The 17,129-nt window shown below is 62.2% G+C and carries 14 protein-coding genes; 6 read left to right on the top strand and 8 right to left on the bottom strand.

Annotated elements, in window-relative coordinates; translation table 11 throughout:
• Positions 1 to 267: 267 nt before the first annotated feature.
• From EV560_RS31935 to EV560_RS31910, 6 genes are all read left to right on the top strand, one after another.
• A complete protein-coding gene (locus tag EV560_RS31935; protein WP_165923735.1) occupies positions 268 to 1,359 on the top strand; it encodes a glycosyltransferase family 4 protein in 1,092 nt (363 codons plus the stop codon).
• Positions 1,356 to 2,801, top strand: coding sequence for an O-antigen ligase family protein (locus tag EV560_RS31930; protein WP_131859886.1), 1,446 nt, complete (start codon positions 1,356 to 1,358; stop codon positions 2,799 to 2,801). Before EV560_RS31935 ends, EV560_RS31930 begins: the two co-directional genes overlap by 4 nt.
• Positions 2,802 to 2,805: 4 nt before the next feature.
• Positions 2,806 to 4,536 carry a lipopolysaccharide biosynthesis protein gene (locus EV560_RS31925; RefSeq protein ID WP_131859885.1) on the top strand — a complete coding sequence of 577 codons (1,731 nt, stop codon included), beginning with the start codon at positions 2,806 to 2,808 and terminating at the stop codon, positions 4,534 to 4,536.
• On the top strand, positions 4,533 to 5,756 hold the full coding sequence (locus EV560_RS31920; RefSeq protein WP_131859884.1) for a glycosyltransferase family 4 protein: 1,224 nt from the start codon (positions 4,533 to 4,535) through the stop codon (positions 5,754 to 5,756). Before EV560_RS31925 ends, EV560_RS31920 begins: the two co-directional genes overlap by 4 nt.
• Positions 5,757 to 5,957: 201 nt before the next feature.
• A complete protein-coding gene (locus tag EV560_RS31915) occupies positions 5,958 to 7,073 on the top strand; it encodes a glycosyltransferase family 2 protein (protein WP_165923734.1) in 1,116 nt (371 codons plus the stop codon).
• A 136-nt stretch (positions 7,074 to 7,209) separates the two neighbouring features.
• Positions 7,210 to 8,580 carry a right-handed parallel beta-helix repeat-containing protein gene (locus EV560_RS31910; RefSeq protein ID WP_131859882.1) on the top strand — a complete coding sequence of 457 codons (1,371 nt, stop codon included), beginning with the start codon at positions 7,210 to 7,212 and terminating at the stop codon, positions 8,578 to 8,580.
• 56 nt (positions 8,581 to 8,636) lie between these two features.
• On the opposite strand, the gene EV560_RS31905 is transcribed toward EV560_RS31910, so the two are convergent.
• The 8 genes from EV560_RS31905 to EV560_RS31870 form a co-directional block, all read right to left on the bottom strand.
• Positions 8,637 to 9,725, bottom strand: coding sequence for a glycosyltransferase family protein (locus tag EV560_RS31905; protein ID WP_131859881.1), 1,089 nt, complete (start codon positions 9,723 to 9,725; stop codon positions 8,637 to 8,639).
• Between the two features lie 126 nt (positions 9,726 to 9,851).
• Complete coding sequence (locus EV560_RS31900) at positions 9,852 to 10,733, bottom strand: O-methyltransferase (RefSeq protein WP_165923733.1); 882 nt, start codon at positions 10,731 to 10,733, stop codon at positions 9,852 to 9,854.
• 321 nt (positions 10,734 to 11,054) lie between these two features.
• Entirely contained in the window at positions 11,055 to 11,804 is a 750-nt protein-coding gene (locus tag EV560_RS31895; protein WP_165923732.1) for a sensor histidine kinase, read from the bottom strand.
• Positions 11,805 to 11,962: 158 nt separating this feature from the next.
• Entirely contained in the window at positions 11,963 to 13,198 is a 1,236-nt protein-coding gene (locus tag EV560_RS31890) for a polysaccharide biosynthesis/export family protein (protein WP_165923731.1), read from the bottom strand.
• 111 nt (positions 13,199 to 13,309) lie between these two features.
• The gene (locus tag EV560_RS31885) at positions 13,310 to 14,317 is read right to left on the bottom strand and encodes an SDR family NAD(P)-dependent oxidoreductase (RefSeq protein ID WP_131859877.1); all 1,008 of its coding nucleotides are present in this window, start codon (positions 14,315 to 14,317) and stop codon (positions 13,310 to 13,312) included.
• The gene (locus EV560_RS31880) at positions 14,314 to 15,063 is read right to left on the bottom strand and encodes a sugar transferase (protein ID WP_131859876.1); all 750 of its coding nucleotides are present in this window, start codon (positions 15,061 to 15,063) and stop codon (positions 14,314 to 14,316) included. The genes EV560_RS31885 and EV560_RS31880 overlap by 4 nt, the downstream gene beginning before the upstream one ends.
• 26 nt (positions 15,064 to 15,089) lie before the next feature.
• On the bottom strand, positions 15,090 to 16,256 hold the full coding sequence (locus tag EV560_RS31875; protein WP_131859875.1) for a DegT/DnrJ/EryC1/StrS family aminotransferase: 1,167 nt from the start codon (positions 16,254 to 16,256) through the stop codon (positions 15,090 to 15,092).
• 50 nt (positions 16,257 to 16,306) lie between these two features.
• Positions 16,307 to 17,023 carry a nucleotidyltransferase family protein gene (locus EV560_RS31870; protein WP_131859874.1) on the bottom strand — a complete coding sequence of 239 codons (717 nt, stop codon included), beginning with the start codon at positions 17,021 to 17,023 and terminating at the stop codon, positions 16,307 to 16,309.
• Positions 17,024 to 17,129: the final 106 nt, after the last annotated feature.

Here is a 17,129-nt window from a genome sequence, read left to right as displayed (position 1 = left end):
CCGTCAATTTGGGGGCCAACGCGCGCAATCCTGCCAGGCGGGGCATTAAGCCCCGTCCGTGCACGCGATTGCGAGCCAGGAGCAGTCCGGATCATGCTTGCATCGACGATTGCGTCCAGAGCCGCAGCCGGCCGAGCGACCGCTACGCACAATTCCTCTGCCGCCGCGGAAACAAAGAACCAATTCAGGTCGGCCGATCGGCGGATACGATGGTGCTTCTACTCGCCCGGCCACCGCTCCATGAGTGTGCTAGGCGGGGATACCCGCATGTCAGGTGGCGCGGAGGCACAAGTCGCTCATCTCGCGTCGGCGATGGCGCGGCTCGGACACGAGGTGAGCCTGATCTATGGCGACGGCGAGAGCCGCTCGCCGCCGATGACAATTGCAGGGGTTCTCTGTCTCGACGCCGCGCCCTCGTGGCGCAGGCCTTCGAGCACGGCCCGGCTGTGGCGGGCCTTGAAGGCCGTTTCGCCCAGCGTTCTCTATGCGCGGCTGCCCGACGATTTTCTCTGGCTGGCTGGACTAATGGGCCGGCTCCGCAGCCGGACGCGCTTCGTCTATGCCCTCGCGCATGACCATCATTGCAAGCCCTGGTCCACCTACGGGCATCGGCCGTGGCTTCATAATTCGCTCTATGCGCTCGGGTTGCGTAGCGCGGATGTGATCGCGATCCAACATGACGGACAACGGACCCTGCTGTCGCATCGACTACGAGAGCGGGCCTTCCCCGTGCCGAACCTCGTGAGGTCGTTCGCTTACCGGCCTCGGCCGTTTGAGGGCGCCCAGATCGACGCCCTCTGGGTTGCGCAAATCCGCCCCGAGAAGCGCTTTGAGCGGTTCCTTGCCCTCGCCCGCTCATGCCCGGATCTCCGTTTCAGCGTCGTTGGCGGGTTCGATCCGAGCTTGCCGCGCGCGGCGCGGTCGGAATTCGAACACGAGATGCGCTCGCTGAGTAACCTCGCCTTTCTGGGCCCGGCGCAAGCCTTTGAAATCATGTCACTGCTCGAGGGCAGTAAGGTTTTGGTCAATACGTCCGACGTGGAAGGCTTTCCCAACACGATGCTGGAGGCTTGGAGCGTCGGCGTTCCAGTGCTGTCGCTCTCGGTCGACCCCGGGCACGTGATTGAATCGCAGGGGCTGGGAAGGGTCAGCCGGACGGCCGCCGGTCTGCTCGGCGATTTGCGCGCGCTCACGCAGGACCGCGTTCTGAACCGTGAAATCGGCGAGCGCGCGCTGGATTATGTGAGGTGCCGCCACAACGCAGCGACGGTCTGCGATATGCTGGAATCGGCAGCGCTAGGCCGGCCGGTGAGCGTCCGCCTCGACGGAACGGCTCGGTCGCAGGAACCAATGCCATGAGCGCCCGAATCCTGGCGGGGCGGGGCGCGATAGTCGGCACGCTCGCAGCCGGGATGTTTTTGTTTGGAGTCGTCATCGCCGCGCTCCTCCATCTCAAGGAGCCGCTGGCTCCTCTGCTGCTTATTGGCATGGCTGTCGCCGGGACGCTGGGGCTGCTTGTGTTGCAGCGACCGTTCGCGGCGGCCTTGATCGCCTGGTTCCTGGTACTCCTTCCACCCGGCGACCTTCGGATCGACGAGAGCGCTTACGCGCTCGCGTCGAACGCGGCCATCGCGGCGGCTCTGGGTGTAGCGATGGTTCAAGCGGTGGGCCGACCGGGATCGATCCGCTGGAACGCCACCTGCCTGCTTGTCCTGCTGTACATCGTGTGGGGCGGGGTGACGATGCTTTGGGCGCCGGACCTGATCGAGGCACGCCGCAAGCTGGTGTCCTGGACAATAAGCTTTATTCTCCTGATTACGATCATAAACCAGATCAAATCCATCAATTCGCTTGATGATTTCATGAAGATGCTAAGAATAATGGGATGGTTTCTTGTAGCATGCGCAGTATATACGATTTTGTTCGGGGAGTATCATTTCGGTGAGAGGCTGAATGTCTTCGGGATCAACGAGAATGTTTTTGGCCTGATGCTGATCACGACTCTTCCCGGCGTCTTGTGGCCCGTCCTGCGTTCGTCAGGCCCGCAGCGGGTCGTCATGATGGCCGTCAGTATCGTGTTCCTCCTCTGCGTTTTGCTTGGCACGGCGCTGAGCGGGTCGCGCGGCAGTTCGCTTGCGGTTCTGCTGTTGCTGCTCGCCTTCCTGTTTGGAAAGTCGACCCGGATATGGGGGATCGTCGGTCTCGCCCTCCTCGTCTTTATCGCGGTCGCTGCGCCGTTCCTTTTCGAGACGATTTCGCATCGGTTCGCCGAAGAACAGGGCGGGGAGCTGGGCGGGCGCGAGTTGCTGTGGCAAGCGAGTCTTCAGCTCTTCCGCGACTATCCCGCGACCGGAGTCGGCATCGGCAATGGCCCGTTCGCGCTGCACGCCTATCTGGCAGCGCTGACCACGGCGACCAACCACCGGCTCGACTTACCGAGCCATCAGCCCTTCCTCGAAGTTGCCATCGAGACGGGGCTCTTCGGCTTGCTCGTCTACATCGCCATATTGGCATCCGCCATTATGAGCTTCGCCAGATATCGCGCCATCTGGGCGGCAAGCCGGGAGATGCCGACCGCGTACTACGCCATCGTATCGGGCGTCTGCGTCGCTTATGCGTTGGCCTGGATCAAATCGGGAGGGCTCGAGAACCACGCCAGTTTCCTCGCGGTTCTGGTGCTACTTCTCGCCCCGTCGCTGATCACAACGACTGAGGCTCGGGAGCCTATCGACGTGTCGCGGTCGGGCGAGCCTCCTTCCTGGAAGCGATCACCGTCGAACGTCGATCATGCGATCGGTTAGCGCCATGTCGATGCGCGCGTCCGTCCACGGCAATCCGACCATCTCCGATCTCGCGTGCGACAAGCCAAGCGACAGCGGCGAGCGGAAGCGCTGGCTGCCCGTCGACACGAGCCCGTCGGACCATTGGACTGGAGCCTTGCACGGCGATCAGCCCGGCGGGATTGGCTCGAAATCGCTCGACGCCACCACAGCTCTTACACGAACAGACCCGGAGGATCATTCGGGAAGCCGCCGATTCTCCGTGAACGTCCTGAGCAGTGTCGGCTTCATCTTGCTCAACGTTGGACTGATGGCCTGGTATGTACCGTTCCTGGTGAGCAACCTCGGGCTGGCGGCTTATGGAATGCTGTCGCTCGCCAATTCGCTGGTCCTTTACCTGTCGATCGTGACCGACAGCCTGAACGGTTCCGTCTTCCGCTACCTGGGAATTGACCTCGGCCAAGGCGACGTCGCGTCGGCGAACCGGACGTTCAACAGCGCGCTGGTCCTGGCCATACTCGCCTGCTGCCTGCTGCTCGTCCCGATCGCCGTCACCAGCTACTTGTTGCCGCTCCTATTCCACGTCCCGCCGGACCTGGTTGCGGCAACCAGGTTCGTGGTGGTCGCGGTTGGCGTGACGGCATTGACCGCGCTCGTCGGCGGGGTTTTCGGTGTGTCGAGCCTCATCCGTCATCGATTCGATCTGCGCAACATCGTCAGGTCCGTTGTCGCGCTGTGCAGGATCGGTGTCGTGGTGCTTCTCTTCGCCGCCGGATCCCCAAGTCTCGTCCATGTCGGGATTGGCCTCATCCTGGCGGCAGTCATCGGTCTGGCAGGTGATGTCTTCCTCTGGAAGAAGCTGACGCCTGAACTCTCAATCGATCCTCGCCTGATCGAAAGCGCACGATTTCGTCCACTCATCGGCCTTGGCACCTGGTCGGCGATCAACATCATCGGCGTGCTATTCATCATGCAGATCGATGTAATCGTCGTAAATCAGCTGTTGGGAGCGGAAATGACAGGTCGCTATGCTTCCGTCTTGCTGTTTCCAATACTGATCTACACCATGGGAGAAGCCGTTCTCCCGGTATTGGGCTCAGCCATCATGGCGCATTACGCGACAGGCAACAGACATGCCCTTCAGGATCTGGCAAGACGCTCCGTCAGGCTTCTCGCCCTCGGGCTTGCCCTGCCAATCGGCCTTCTCTGCGGCATGGCTGCGCCACTGCTGACGCTTTGGCTTGGCCCCGCTTTTGCCGATCTCGAAATCGTTCTGATCCTTCTCGTCGCACCTTTGACCATCAATCTGGCCACGCGGCCTCTCTCCTACGTGCTGACGGCCTATAACGAGGTCAAAGTCCAGGGACTCGTGACGCTCGCGCTCGGCACGGCAAACGTTGTCCTGGCAATCGCTTTCGTACGGGCCGGTTGGGGCCTAGCCGGCGTCCCGGCAGCCGCGGCGCTCGCCTGGACCGTGCGGAACGTCGTCTTCGTGTCGAGCCGGAGCGCTGTCCTTTTGGGACTTCGTTGGTATGGCTTCAATGGCCCTCTCGCTATTGGCCTGTTGGGAATGGCCGGTGTGGCCGCGCTCGGCCAGATCATGTGCGCGCTGTGGTGGCCGACCGGCTGGCTGTCGCTCGCCGCATACGCGGCCGTGATCACCCTCGCCTATGGCGCGTTCGCCTACTTCATCGTCATGGCAAAGGCCGATCGCGCGCTGATATTGAGCGTATTTGCGAGAAGGAGCGCGTCGTGAACCCCGACCCGAGGGCACGAGCTCTGGAGCACCCCGCGCCGGTACGCCGCGTCCAGCCGATGTCGCAGGGCAGCGCGATGCCTGGCGCGGTGGACAGGAATCGCGAAAGACCTGCCGGCCGACCCGAGCCGGTGGCGGTGCTGATTGGCCAGCTGTCGCAGGGCGGCAGCGAACGTCAGCTCTTCATGTTTCTGACCCATTGCGACCGCACGCGCTGGGCTCCGGTGGTCTACGTGTCGGGCGAGCTCGGGTTCTGGGAAGAGCAGATCAGCGCGCTCGGCATCCCGATACGGCTCCTCACGGGGAGCCGGCTCGCGAAGATGTATCAGTTTCGCGCGGCCTGTGCGGCTCAGGGAGCCAGGTACTTCTTCTCGTGGTCGTCCTACACAAATCCGTTTGGCCTGGCGCTTCTGGGCATGGACGTTTGGCGCATCGGTTCCTTCCGGAATGCCCAGTTCGCCGACCTGCCCGCTTTCCTAAGGTCGGCCTGGGCCTGGGCGAGCCTTTCGGCGGTATCGCTTGCCGTATGCAACTCCCAGGAAACCTATGACGAGATCGCGCTGAGAAAAGCCGAGCGACCCAGGCTCGTTTACGTTCCGAACGGCGTCGAACCACCAACGAACGATGAGATCGCAGTCTGGCGCGCGACGTGGCGCGCGCGGCTCGGCATTGGAGATGACGTGGTCCTCGTGGTGGGCGTCGGCCGCCTTGCAAGGCAGAAGCGGTTTGATCGCTTCATCCAGGTCATCGAGAGGGTGCGCAAGAACGTCCCTGTGGTGGCAGTTGTCGCCGGCAAAGATTTCGGCTCCCTCCAGGATTTGGAGCGCCAGGTCGCTCAGTCGGACCTGAACGGCGTGCTTCGTTTCATCGGAACGGTCCCTGACGCCCGGGAGCTGATTTCTGCCGGGGACATCCTCCTGCTGTCTTCCGACCACGAAGGCATGTCCAATGTCGTGCTCGAGGCCATGTCGGCAAGCGTGCCGCCTGTCGTCACTCGGGTCAACGCAGTGGCCGATCTGATCGAACAGGGAAAAACCGGCTTCATTGCAGATCACGACGCGGACGATCTCGCCCGGCATGTGGTTCGTCTGGCGAGGGACTGCGGGCTTCGTCGCGACATCGGCGAGCGCGCCCGTTCCGCCGTCATGCTCCGGTACGGTTCCCGCGCCATCGCCCATCAGCTTTGGGCGTTATGCGACGTCAGAAACAATGGGGCATAAAGGCGATGAAACGCGTCGTCTTCGTCGATCAACTATTGTGGCTTGATGGCTCCCGGCTCTCCACCGACGAGCCCGATATGCTGTTTCCCACCAGCTTCAAGGCGTTCGCCGACTTGTGACAACGGCCCAGGAATCGTGGACGCGCCCTGATGCGCGACAATACGTTCGAAGCCAATCGCGACCGAATCTTGGAGGGCGTCCGTGAGGAAATCGCTCGGCAGGGAGCATAGCTACCGCTCGGCGCTCCAGGACTATCCCGGCGGGACCGCTCCGGACCGGCCGACTGTCAGCGTGGTGGTCCCCACCTATAATGAAGCCTCGGGGTTGCAGCGGCTCGTCAGCGACGTCATCGCCCAGGATTATGATCGGATCGTCGAGATCTTCTTCGTCGATGGTTGCTCGACCGACGGAACGTCCGAGACCTTGCTCGATCTGGAGAGGCGGAACGGGACGTTTCGTGTCCTGCGCAACAACAAGGGGCAGACTGCAGCGGGCATCAATCTGGCCTTCGGCCAAGCGGTCGGCGATGTGGTCATACGCCTCGACGCTCATGCCCGCTTCGAGCCCGACGTCATCAGCAAGAGCGTGGAAAGCCTGTTGCGAACGGGTGCTGGTGGCGTGGGCGCGATAGCGCGTCCGGCCGAGACTGAAACGCTCGTCGGTCGGGCCATCGTGAGCGCCCACAGAAGTCCGTTCGGGGTCGGCGTTGCGAAGTTTCGCAAGGAGGGGGCAGAGGGCTGGGCGGATACGGTCTGGAACGGATGCTATTGGCGGCACATTGTCGAGCGGGTCGGGCCTTTGCGTGAGGATCTTCACCGCGCCGAAGACAATGATTTCAACGCCCGTATTCGCAGGCTTGGCTACGGGCTCTACCTGTCGCCCGACATTCGCGCCCTCTATGAACCACGGCGGACGTTGGGGGCCCTGTGGCGGCAGTATTTCGCCAATGGCGTGGGGGTCGCGGGGGCGGCTCTGAGCAGCCCGGGAGCGGTGACGATGCGGCATTTCGCGCCGCTCTGCCTGGTCCTGTGCTTGGCCCTGCCGGCATCGCTTTCGTTGATTTCTCCGCCAGCGCTGTTCGTCACAAAGATAGCCCTGCTCGGTTACGCGGCCATTCTGCTTCTGTCCGTTCTGCTTGCGGCCCGCGACGAGCCAGCCCTTCACGTGGTACTCCTCCCCGCGGCTCTGGCGACACTCCATCTCAGCTATGGATTGGGGACGGGCTGGGGTTTCGTTCGGGGCGCGTTCGACCGAATGAACCCGGGCAAGGGCACCCGCATCCCTGCAGGGCCTTCGCGTGAACGAGCCGATCCATAGCGCGGCAGGGGCTATGCCGGCCCCGCCGCGTTCTGGCCTGCAGGACCATGCGAACCATCTTGACGAGCATCAAGAGCTTCGCGCGTCGGACATGGGACTGGAGGTCTGTGGCAGTTACAAACGTTGAGCCTCCAGCATGAAGCGCCGCTACGTGATATCGCGTCGTTCGCTTATCCGAAGCGTGAGCACGGGCCTTCTGGCCTCCAGCGCGTTGGCTGTGCGCCCCGTCCTGGGCGTCGAGGCGGGCGACGAAACATCCCACTATGTCGCGCCGACCGGTGACGACCTAGCGGGCGATGGCTCGATTGGTGCGCCTTGGGCGACCTTGCAAAGGGCCTTTTCGGCCGTGCGGCCCGGCGCCACGATCTTCCTGCGCGGCGGGACTTACAATCTCACCGGCCCCTCGGGCATCCACCTCATGGGCCGCTCCGGGACATCCGAAAAGCTTATCACGATCCGGAACTACGCCACCGAAGCCGTCGTGCTGAATGGTTCCGGCCTGACCTCGACCAAGGATAGCTACAGCAGCCCGACCGATGCGGGCGGCTACGTCCTATCACTCTACAACGTGTCCAACATCACCATTAAAGGCCTGGACATCCGCAACGGGCCAATGGGGGGCGTCATCGTCAATGGCGGACATTCGCTCGACGAAGGGTCGCACGGCAATATTTTTGAGAACCTCAGAATCCATGGCAATGGCTGGAATGGATCGGAGGGCAAGGGCTTCTCGCTCTACGGCTACGCGACCGACAATCTGCTGGTGAACTGCGACAGTTACTTCAACGCCGATCTCGAGCAGACCAACGCGGACGGATATCAGATCAGCCCTTGGGGCCCGGCTTCGACCGGCAACGCGCTGAGAGGCTGCCGTGCCTGGCAGAACTCCGACGACGGCTTCGATCTCTTCAACGTGAACGACAATACCTCGCCCGCGCCGGTCATGCTGAGCCGCTGTTGGGCTTGGAGGAACGGCTTCCTTGCTGATGGATCGCAGGGCAAGGGCGAAGGGAACGGCTTCAAGCTAGGCGGTCAACGGCAAGCGGCAAGGGGCAACGCCAGCGGAACCTCCGGCGGGCACACCGTGACCGACTGCTACGCCTGGAGCAACGTTCTCAATGGCTTCACGGACAATTCCGCGACGATTGCCAACACGGTCGTGAATTGCACAGCCTACGACAATTGCCGCAGCAGGGACGAGTATGGACGCCCGTCGGAGACCTGGACATACGATTTCTACTTCCCGACACCGGCAGGACATGTGCTGATAGACAACGTCGCGTTTCAACCGGCCGGCCGCGAGGCGCGCGTTGCGGCCGAGAATACCGACCGAAACAATTCCTGGACGCGATCGCCCCCCTTATCCTCGGCAAGCTTCGTCTCTCTCGCCGACGCCGCTGCGACGGGGCGACGGATGGAGGACGGATCCTTACCGGAAACTGCGTTTCTCCGGTTGGCCGCCGGCTCAAGTCTGGGGAAAGCGAGACCGAACGCGGCTCCCTTGTAGGCTACCTTGGAAGAGGGCCTTTCGTGCCCGACTCGCGCCGGTCTTCTGGTTGGGCATCAGCGCTCGACTCGATCAGCACTATCCGGCGCGCAACTTTGCGAAAGCGAATATTTGTGCAGAACCAGTTCCGCCTGACGGAACAGGTCTGCGGCAAGTCGGTCGGAGGTGAACGAGGCGGCCCTGACGCGTCCCCGCTCCGCCATCGCCGCGGCGCTCTCCTGGTTTTGCGGGGCAAGCAGCCACGTGAGCGCGCCGACATATCCAGGGGTCGTCCCATCCACGACGAGCGCATGCTCGCCGTCCTCGATGTGGTCCGAGATCCCCAGCGCGCGCGCCACCACGGTGGGCTTACCCAGGTACATGCTGTTGAGGTAGGTCTGCTGCCCGATCGAGCGCTTCATTCCCTGCCGGAGGGGAACAATGCTGGCGCGTGCCGTGCGGAGCAGACGAATAAACTCGGCGTGCGATGTACGGGTGCGTTTGGCGAGGACGATGTCGACATTCGGCGGCACGGGTTTCGAACTCGTCCAGGCCGTTGCCAGGATGAACCGCGTCTCCGGAAACAGGCGCGCGGCCTCGACCAGAGGCGCATAATCGCGTCCGCTATCCCCGCCGGCGAAGATATGTCCTCCGTTCGGAGGGGCCGGTCCTTCGAGCTCCTGCGCGGACAGGTGATAGTAGCACAAGGCTATCCCGACCTTGTCCGGGTCGATGCCCCACAAGGCGCAGAACGCCTCTTTGTCGTCCCTGGAGTAGACCACGTAGCGATCCACTGCCCTGTCCACGAGACGAACCGCGAGCCTTTCAATGAGCCCCCTGAGCCCGGTGTTCGGCTCCCACATCTCGCCGACGAGCATCAGCGCCGGTCGGTATCGCCGAGGAAGGAAGCCAAGGATCATGCAGGCAAGAAGGTCCGGGTAGATGACGCCTGACGAGCTGTTCAGGATGAGAATCCGGGCGTGGCGGGCAGCGCGCAGGATCCTCGCCAGAGTGATCAGCTCCTTGTGGAGAGCGTGAGGTCCAGATCGGGGATAGGGCAGCTGCAGCGCGCCGACCCGGCCTTCCCATCCCGGGAACCATAGCGTCGACAAAAATGGATGCTTCCTCGTCTCAGTCCGAAGATCCGAGGCTGCGATCGATGACATACGGGTGCTCCCGTCCTAGAGCATTTTCGAGCGAAGTGGGTCACCGGCTCGCGTGAAGAAAATGCGATAAAACAAATACTTAGAGAATTATCGCGTTTCAAGGAAACGTGGAAATGCTCTAGTCGATCAGTGGACCTGCATACCGCCGCGCCGGACCGCGCCGACGCAGTTCGTCGCGAATGCCAGCGATGTCGTGCGTACGCCTTGCTTGGATTCCCAGGGCAGCTCACCGAGAGGCAGAAATCCGATACCCCTGCACTCTGCCGTGATCCGCTCGGCCGCGACCACAGGGCCGGGCTCGATCGACCCATTTGGATAGAGGGGCCGGCCGTCAGGGTAGAAATCGTGGAGCAGAATGGCGCCGTTCGGGGTCAGGCAGTTCAGGGCCTGGGCAAACTCGCGATAGACAGCAGGGGCGGCGTGATCGCCGTCGAGGAAAATCAGGTCGAACCTGTCGTCGGTTTCCCGAAGGTACTCCGATGAAGGCTTTGCGATGAACGTCACCCGATCGGACAATCCGGCACGCATGAGGTTCTCGCGAGGAGAAGCGAGTCCGAGACGCGCAAAGGCCCCGTGTGTTGGATCGTTGACATCCACGATGTCGACCGTGGTCAGGTGCGCGCCAGGGCCGGAATGAGTTGCGAGTGAGCGGGCGATCGCCAAGGTCGACGCGCCGATATGGGTGCCGATCTCGAGCACTCTTGCTGGCTTGAGCGACGCAACCAGCTGATAGAGGGCGCGACGCTCCCCGGGGCATATGCCGCCATCGATATCCGCGAACGGCATGACGTCGGAGATCTGGTCTTCATCTCGCAGCCATCCCGTTGATATCGACGAACTGTGGAGAGCCTGCGCGAGTGCGCTGCTCGTGATTGTTCCGAGCCGCTCGGCATCGAACGCCTCCCCCGAGATCTTTGCCAGACGGAGGCGTTCGCGTCGGATCTGGAGAGCCCCGAAAACACGGCGTGGAAGTATGGTCTCGGCTGATTGTTTGAGAAGGTGCATCATCTGCTCGATCAACCTCGAATTGCGATATCGCGCTCCAGAGGCGTGTCGAGCTTCAGCCCGGGCCAGCGCATGTCGGCAGGAGAATTCTAGCGCTCCGCCATGGTTCATACTTGACGGGGGACAATAGGTGCCGCGCGGCCTTACACCCTGGTGAAGCAGGCGCTCACGAAGGCTGCGCTGCGTCGCAACATGCCGACAAAATGACGACAGCGATCGTTTCCCACAGCGATAGGTCCGCTTGCCTCGCGCACTTGCCTGCAGGGACGCGCCATGGAAGACGGAATGCCGGCTAAAAGCACCAGCGGCTACCAGCGCCTCATTCTATTGGGCCACCGGCCGCATCGCCATTCGGGGATGTTTTGGTTTCGCAGATCGACTCGCCCAACTGGCATCTCGATCCAACGATGTAGTTACCACATAGCGTAACCCAGCAGGCTCAAAGATGAGGCGCGCGTCGTCGTTCGTTATGGCCTTCCCCCCATCGCACAGGATCGTCGTGCCAAAGCCCCGTCTGGGGGTGGGATTGACGGCCGGGCCGCCGCGCTCCAGCCACTGCAGGCGGAGACGCGCCGGCGCGTTTTTCATCGTCCGAACGCTCCATGTCACCCGCACCCGTCCGCTCGGGCAGTTCAAGGCCCCGCGGTTACTTAAGGCCCCGTGTTTGACCGCGTTGGTCGCGAGTTCATGCAGAATAAGAGTGAAATCTTCCGCGTGCGTCCGCAGAAGCCTGACGGAGGGGCCGACTGCGGTGAATTGGTCAGCACGGCAAAACGGGGCGAGCGCGGCTTTGACAAGACGCTCGAGCGAGCAATTGCCGTCCGCTTCCCTGTCAATCGACGCGCCCACCGAAATAGCGCGAATTCGGCCTTCGAGGGCGCCGCGAAAATGCTCGACGCTCTCGCTGCTTTCGGCCGTGAGGCTGATCACGGAGAGGACGAGCGCCGGGTAATTCTGCAGCCTGTGCAGCAGTTCCCTGTTTTCTCTCTCGAGCGCTTCCAGGCGACACCGTTGATCGAACCTGGAAATGTAAGCAGCGGTATCCTCGGGCCCGGTGATCTGATTGTCGGTCATGGCGAGGCTCCGCATGGAACACCCCCCAAACTGACAGCAAGATACGTTAGTTCCACACATTTTTTTAACGCATTTTTCATGCGCTGCACGTGGTGGTTTCATTAATGGAAGGGGTGACGGAAGGCTCCCAGGGCCTGCCGATTCTGGGACAAAGGGACTCATTGCCCTGCCGCAGTCGTGAGCAGATCGGGGCGAGCGACAACCTCGATCGCATCGCCCGGCAACAGGTCGGCATCTTCCGACACGGAAAGACGATCCCATCCGTCCCCGCTCTTGCGGATGATCGTGATAGCCGGGCGGACTCCACTGCCGGCAGCATCCGCGGATGCCAGTCGCCCGAAGACCTGTAACTTCTGAGCCGCCGCCTCGAGCCTCGTTCTCAGCTCGGCGATTCGCACTTGCGACTCGCTCGTCTCCCGCAGAACCTCGAGGCGGCGCTGCGTGTCGAGCTTTTCCAGGCGGAACAGGAACTCGTCCCGCTGCTGTTTCACCTGGCTCAAAGTCGCTGTCGTCTGGAGGTGGCGGGTCGACGACAGCAAAACAGCCCTTCGGCTCTCCGTCACGCGCGGGCTGACAAGGCTGCCCGAGCCAAAGAGCTTGTTGACCCGGTCCAACTCGTCAATGTCGGTCTGAAGGCCCTGGGCCTCCTGCTTCTCCTGGGTCGTCAGCGTTCCAATCTGCTCGTCGGCCAGGCGCGCCGCGTTCTGCAGATGAACCTTCTCGTTTTTGTACTCGAGCAGCCGGATGTTCAGGTAGCTGGCTTCCGTCCGCAGATACTCGCTCAATGTCGCCGCCGGTACGGGAGCATCCGCCAGCCGTTGTTCCTTGATGTCCTCCGATCCTTCGAGCTCCGCCGTAAGCCGCCACGCGTGAACGTGTTCCTTGGCCAAGGCAAGGACGGTGGCACGATACTCCCGGTCGGCCTCTACCACCTCCACACCCATCGTCGCCGAGCGCCCCCGGACCGTACTGACCCCGCCGGAGAGGGCAATCGCGTGTCTGACGGTCATCTGCGGTCGATAGGGGTGCTGGCCTGGTTGCAAGACGTCGCCGTTCACATAGATCGGCCTGTATTCGACGACCGCCACGGACACGTCGCCAGGCTGGATCAGCACGATGCGGTCGCGCCCGTCGGGCGTTCTCTGGCGAAGGACTTTCGTGGCAAGTGCCATCTCGACCCGAGCCTGGACGTCCGTCGACGTAGAACCAGCCGCGACGATGGTGCCGACCATCGGAATCGTGATCGTACCGTCGAGCTGGATTGGAGCGCGCTGTTTCAGGTCCGGCAAGCCGGCAACCGCGAGCTCGATAATGTCGCCGGGGGAAAGCCGATACTCCGCCCGGCAGGGAACGAGCGCGCCGAGCAGCGCCAGCACGATTGCGGTCAGGAGCACTCCAGTTCTGCCGCCGGGTATATGTCGACGCCTCATGCGAATTGCCCCGGTTTGCGTGAGGAGCGGACGTCGGAGCATGGCCTTCCGGGCCCCGCCTGACATCCACTCCGCTCACGTCATGAAATGGCTGTGCTGGCGCACTTGCCCGGCCGCCAGACGACCGCGCCACCACGCGATCGTCCGGTCGAGGCCCTCGCGCAGGCTGACCCGCGCACCCCAGCCTGTGGCGGCCGCGAAGCGGCTGCTATCGGCCAGGAGAGCGCGCACCTCCGAGTTCACCGGGCGCATGCGGATGCTTTCCTGCTCCACAGCCTTTGAGCTTCCACACAGTTCAAGGACGAGATCGATAACCTGGGCCACCGTCACAGCCTTCTGGCTACCCGCGTTGTAAGCCCGCCCGAATTCGAGGTTCGTCGCGAGGCCCGCGGTCAGAAAGGCACGTACCGTGTCTTCGACATAGGTGAGGTCTCGCACCGGCGTCGTATCTCCGACCCTCACAGCCTCGCAACTCGGATCGAGCGCTTGCCGGATGAGCGTCGATATGAGCGCACGCTCGCTTTGACGCGGGCCGAAGGTATTAAAGGGACGCAGCGTTACGACTGGTAAGCCGAACGACCGCGCGAAGGCCTCGGCCATCATGTCGGCTCCGATCTTGGAGGCCGAATAGGGCGACTGCCCCTGTAGCGGGTGGTCCTCCGAGATCGGCATCCTGAGCGCCGTGCCGTAAACTTCGCTCGTCGAAGTGTGAACGATGCGTTCCGTTCCCAAACGGCGGGCGGCCTCCAGCACGTTCAGCGTGCCCAGAACGTTCGTCTCGACATAGGTCTGTGCCGCCGCATAGGAATGTGGAATGGCGATCAGCGCCGCGAGATGGAAGACGATGTCTTGGCCCGGCATGATCCGCCCGACGAAGGCCGCATCTCGAACATCACCGCGCACGAGATCTATTCTACCCCCCGCACCAATCGGCACCTCGTCAAGCCAACCGTTGCTGTCGAAGGAGTTGTAGAGGGTCAGCGCGGTGACTTTGGCTCCTTGGCCTGCAAGGGCCTCGGTCAGATGCGAGCCGATGAACCCGTCGGCCCCGGTGACCAGGACATTCACGCCGTCATAGTTCATGGCGCGAGCCTTCCTCGCGAGACGGAGGGCCGGCTGGCACCCGCGCTCGCGACCCGGACCTGCGGCTCCAGCTTGATAGCGACCTGGCCGATGCGGTCGGGAATGTAGCCGACCACCGCCAGAGCGCCCCGCAACATGATGATGAAATCCGCCGCCAATGTCCTGCTATTGAAATATTCCAGATCGATACAAGCCTTCATTGGAAAGAGAACAGTCCTATAGAAGACATCTGGCGCTACATCGCCCGGAAACACGTCGGTTTCATTTCGAAATATGATTTGGCAAGGGCCGAGCAAACCTGGCTTAAATCTCAACAATTCCTCCCAGCCGTTCTGAAAGCAATCGGCGAAGGCCAGACTTTCTGGACGCGGCCCAACGATAGACATATCGCCTCTCAGCACGTTCCAGAGCTGAGGCAACTCGTCGAATTTCGTCGCCGCGAGAATGCTTCCGACAAGCGTGAGCCGCGGATCGTTCTTGAGCGTCAGGGGGCTGCCCGCGTTCCCCGCGTCGGCATGAAATTTTCTGAACTTGTACATGCAGAAATGTCTGCCGCCTTTGCCGATCCGAGCCTGGCAAAACAGGATCGGCCGTCCGGATTCGAGCCACACCGCGGCAGCGATCAGCAGCAAGAGCGGCCCGATAAGCAGCACGAGCACACAGACCAGGCAGATGTCGAGCGCGCGGCGCACACGTTCCGCCATAGCCCCTGCGCCTTCGTCGTCGAACAAGTTCGTTACGATCATGGCGACGACCCCCTCACGGACAAGATCTATGGCGACGCAGCATGGAGGCTCTGAAGCGTGGCTGCTGCGGCAAATCCCGGCTCTGCCCCCAAAGCTTCCGCGAGACAGCGCGTAACGGTCTCGACATCCGCGGCTTCCAGACGTGGATGCAGAGGCAACGTGAGTTCGCGAGCTGCAAAATCCTCGGTCTTGGGTAGCGACACGTTCGGGTAGAGATCCCGGTAGAAGGAGAGACGATGCGTCGGCGGATAATGGATGGTCGTCTGGATCCCGGCCTCGCGCAGACGATCGATGACAGTCTGCCGTTCCGCCGACAGCGGCAGCAAAACCGGCATGATATGGTGCACCGAGGCCCGTCCGGCTTCGAACGGCACGGTCACCATGGGGCACCGGGCTTCGATTGAGCGCCGATAGAGCTGCGCAAGGTCTTTTCGCTTCGCGTTCCACCGGTGAACGTGACCGAGTTGAACGAGGCCGATCGCTGCCCTCAATTCGTCCATCCGATAGTTGAAGCCCAGCATCGTCACGTCATAGATCGGGCTCTTGCCGGATCGTCTTTGAAACGTGCCGCTGGTCAGCCCGTGGCCGCGTGCCCGTCGAATTCCGTCGCGGAGCTTCTCATCGCCGGCCAGGATCGCTCCACCCTCCGCCGTGGTCATGTTCTTGTTGCCGTAGAAGCTGAAGGCGGCCGCCACACCGAGGGTGCCGACCCCCGGGAGCACGGTTGCATGCGCCGCGTCCTCGACGATCAGCAAGCCACGTTCCGCCGCGAACGCCTGCCATGGCTTGGGATCGATGAGGTAGCCGGCGAAGTGAACCAGGATGATCGCCTTGGTACGGCCGGTGCACTTCGCGGCCGCATCCTCCAGGCACATCAGCGGCGTGTCCGTCGACGCGATATCGACGAAAACCGGCTTCGCTCCGACGTAGAGGACGCAACTCGCAGTCGCGACGAAGGTCAGCGCGGGGACGAGCACCTCGTCGCCCGGACCGATCCCAAGTGCATGCAGGATCAAATGCAGGCCGGCCGTGCACGAGCTCACCGCAACGGCATCGTCGGCACCGTGGGCCTCGGCGAACGCCCGCTCGAAGGCGTTGACCCTGTCACCCATCGTGATCCAGCCGCTGTCGATGACCTCCGCCAGGGCAGCTTTCTCTTCCGATCCGAGCGTAGGTTCCGAGACAAGCAACATGGAATGACCTCGCTTTTTGGCAGACCGGCTCGCGGCAGCCGCGAGGACGGCTAGGCCGACATCGCGACAATGGACGGCGCCCGCTCCTCCCACTTGATTTCCTGGGCGCTATGAAAATCTTCGACCCGGCCGACGTCGAGCCAGAGCCCCGCATGTTTGTAGACATGGATCGGCACGCCCTTGTCCAGCAGGCAATGGGCTAGATCATCGAGGCCAAAGGCTATTCCTGACGGGATATATTTAATAACTTCGGGCTCCATACAGTATACACCCATGCTGACGCAGTTCGAAAGCGTAGGTTTTTCTGTGAACTTCGTGACGGTACCATCCTGATCTTCGATGATTCCGAAATCCATCCGGGTGGAGCGGGTGGTCGTGGCGATCGTCAGAGGGGCGCCGTGATTTCGGTGGGTCATGGCGAGCGCATGCAGGCTGAGATCCGTGAGGATGTCGCCGTTCAACATCAGGAACGTATCGTCCAGGGCTTCGCGCAAAAGGGTGAGCGGCCCGACGGTCCCGAGCGGCTCTATTTCTTGGGTATACTTGATGTTGATGCCCCATTGTTGTCCATCGCTACAGAAACTCCTGATCAGGTGCCCGAGATATCCGGTGGTAATGTAGACGTCTTCCACGTTGTTCCGTCGGAGCCACTGCAGCAGAAGCTCCAGAACCGGCCGCGCGCCGATCGGCATGAGAGGTTTCGGAAGGACGGAGGTGTAAGGCATCAGCCGTGTGCCCCTGCCGCCTGCTTGAATGACAGCTTTCACTTGCGCCTCCTCTGAAGAGGCGAGGTTATGTCGGCAAAATCTGACCGTCTTGATTGCCATCAAGTTGCATCGGATGAGCGTCCCCTAGCGTTAAGTGGATTGCTGT

This window comes from Allobosea sp. BK604 (assembly GCF_004341515.1).
In the GTDB taxonomy this organism is placed as follows: domain Bacteria; phylum Pseudomonadota; class Alphaproteobacteria; order Rhizobiales; family Beijerinckiaceae; genus Allobosea.
The sequence above is the reverse complement of the archived record's forward strand: the minus strand, read 5'-3'. Positions and strand labels throughout refer to the sequence as shown.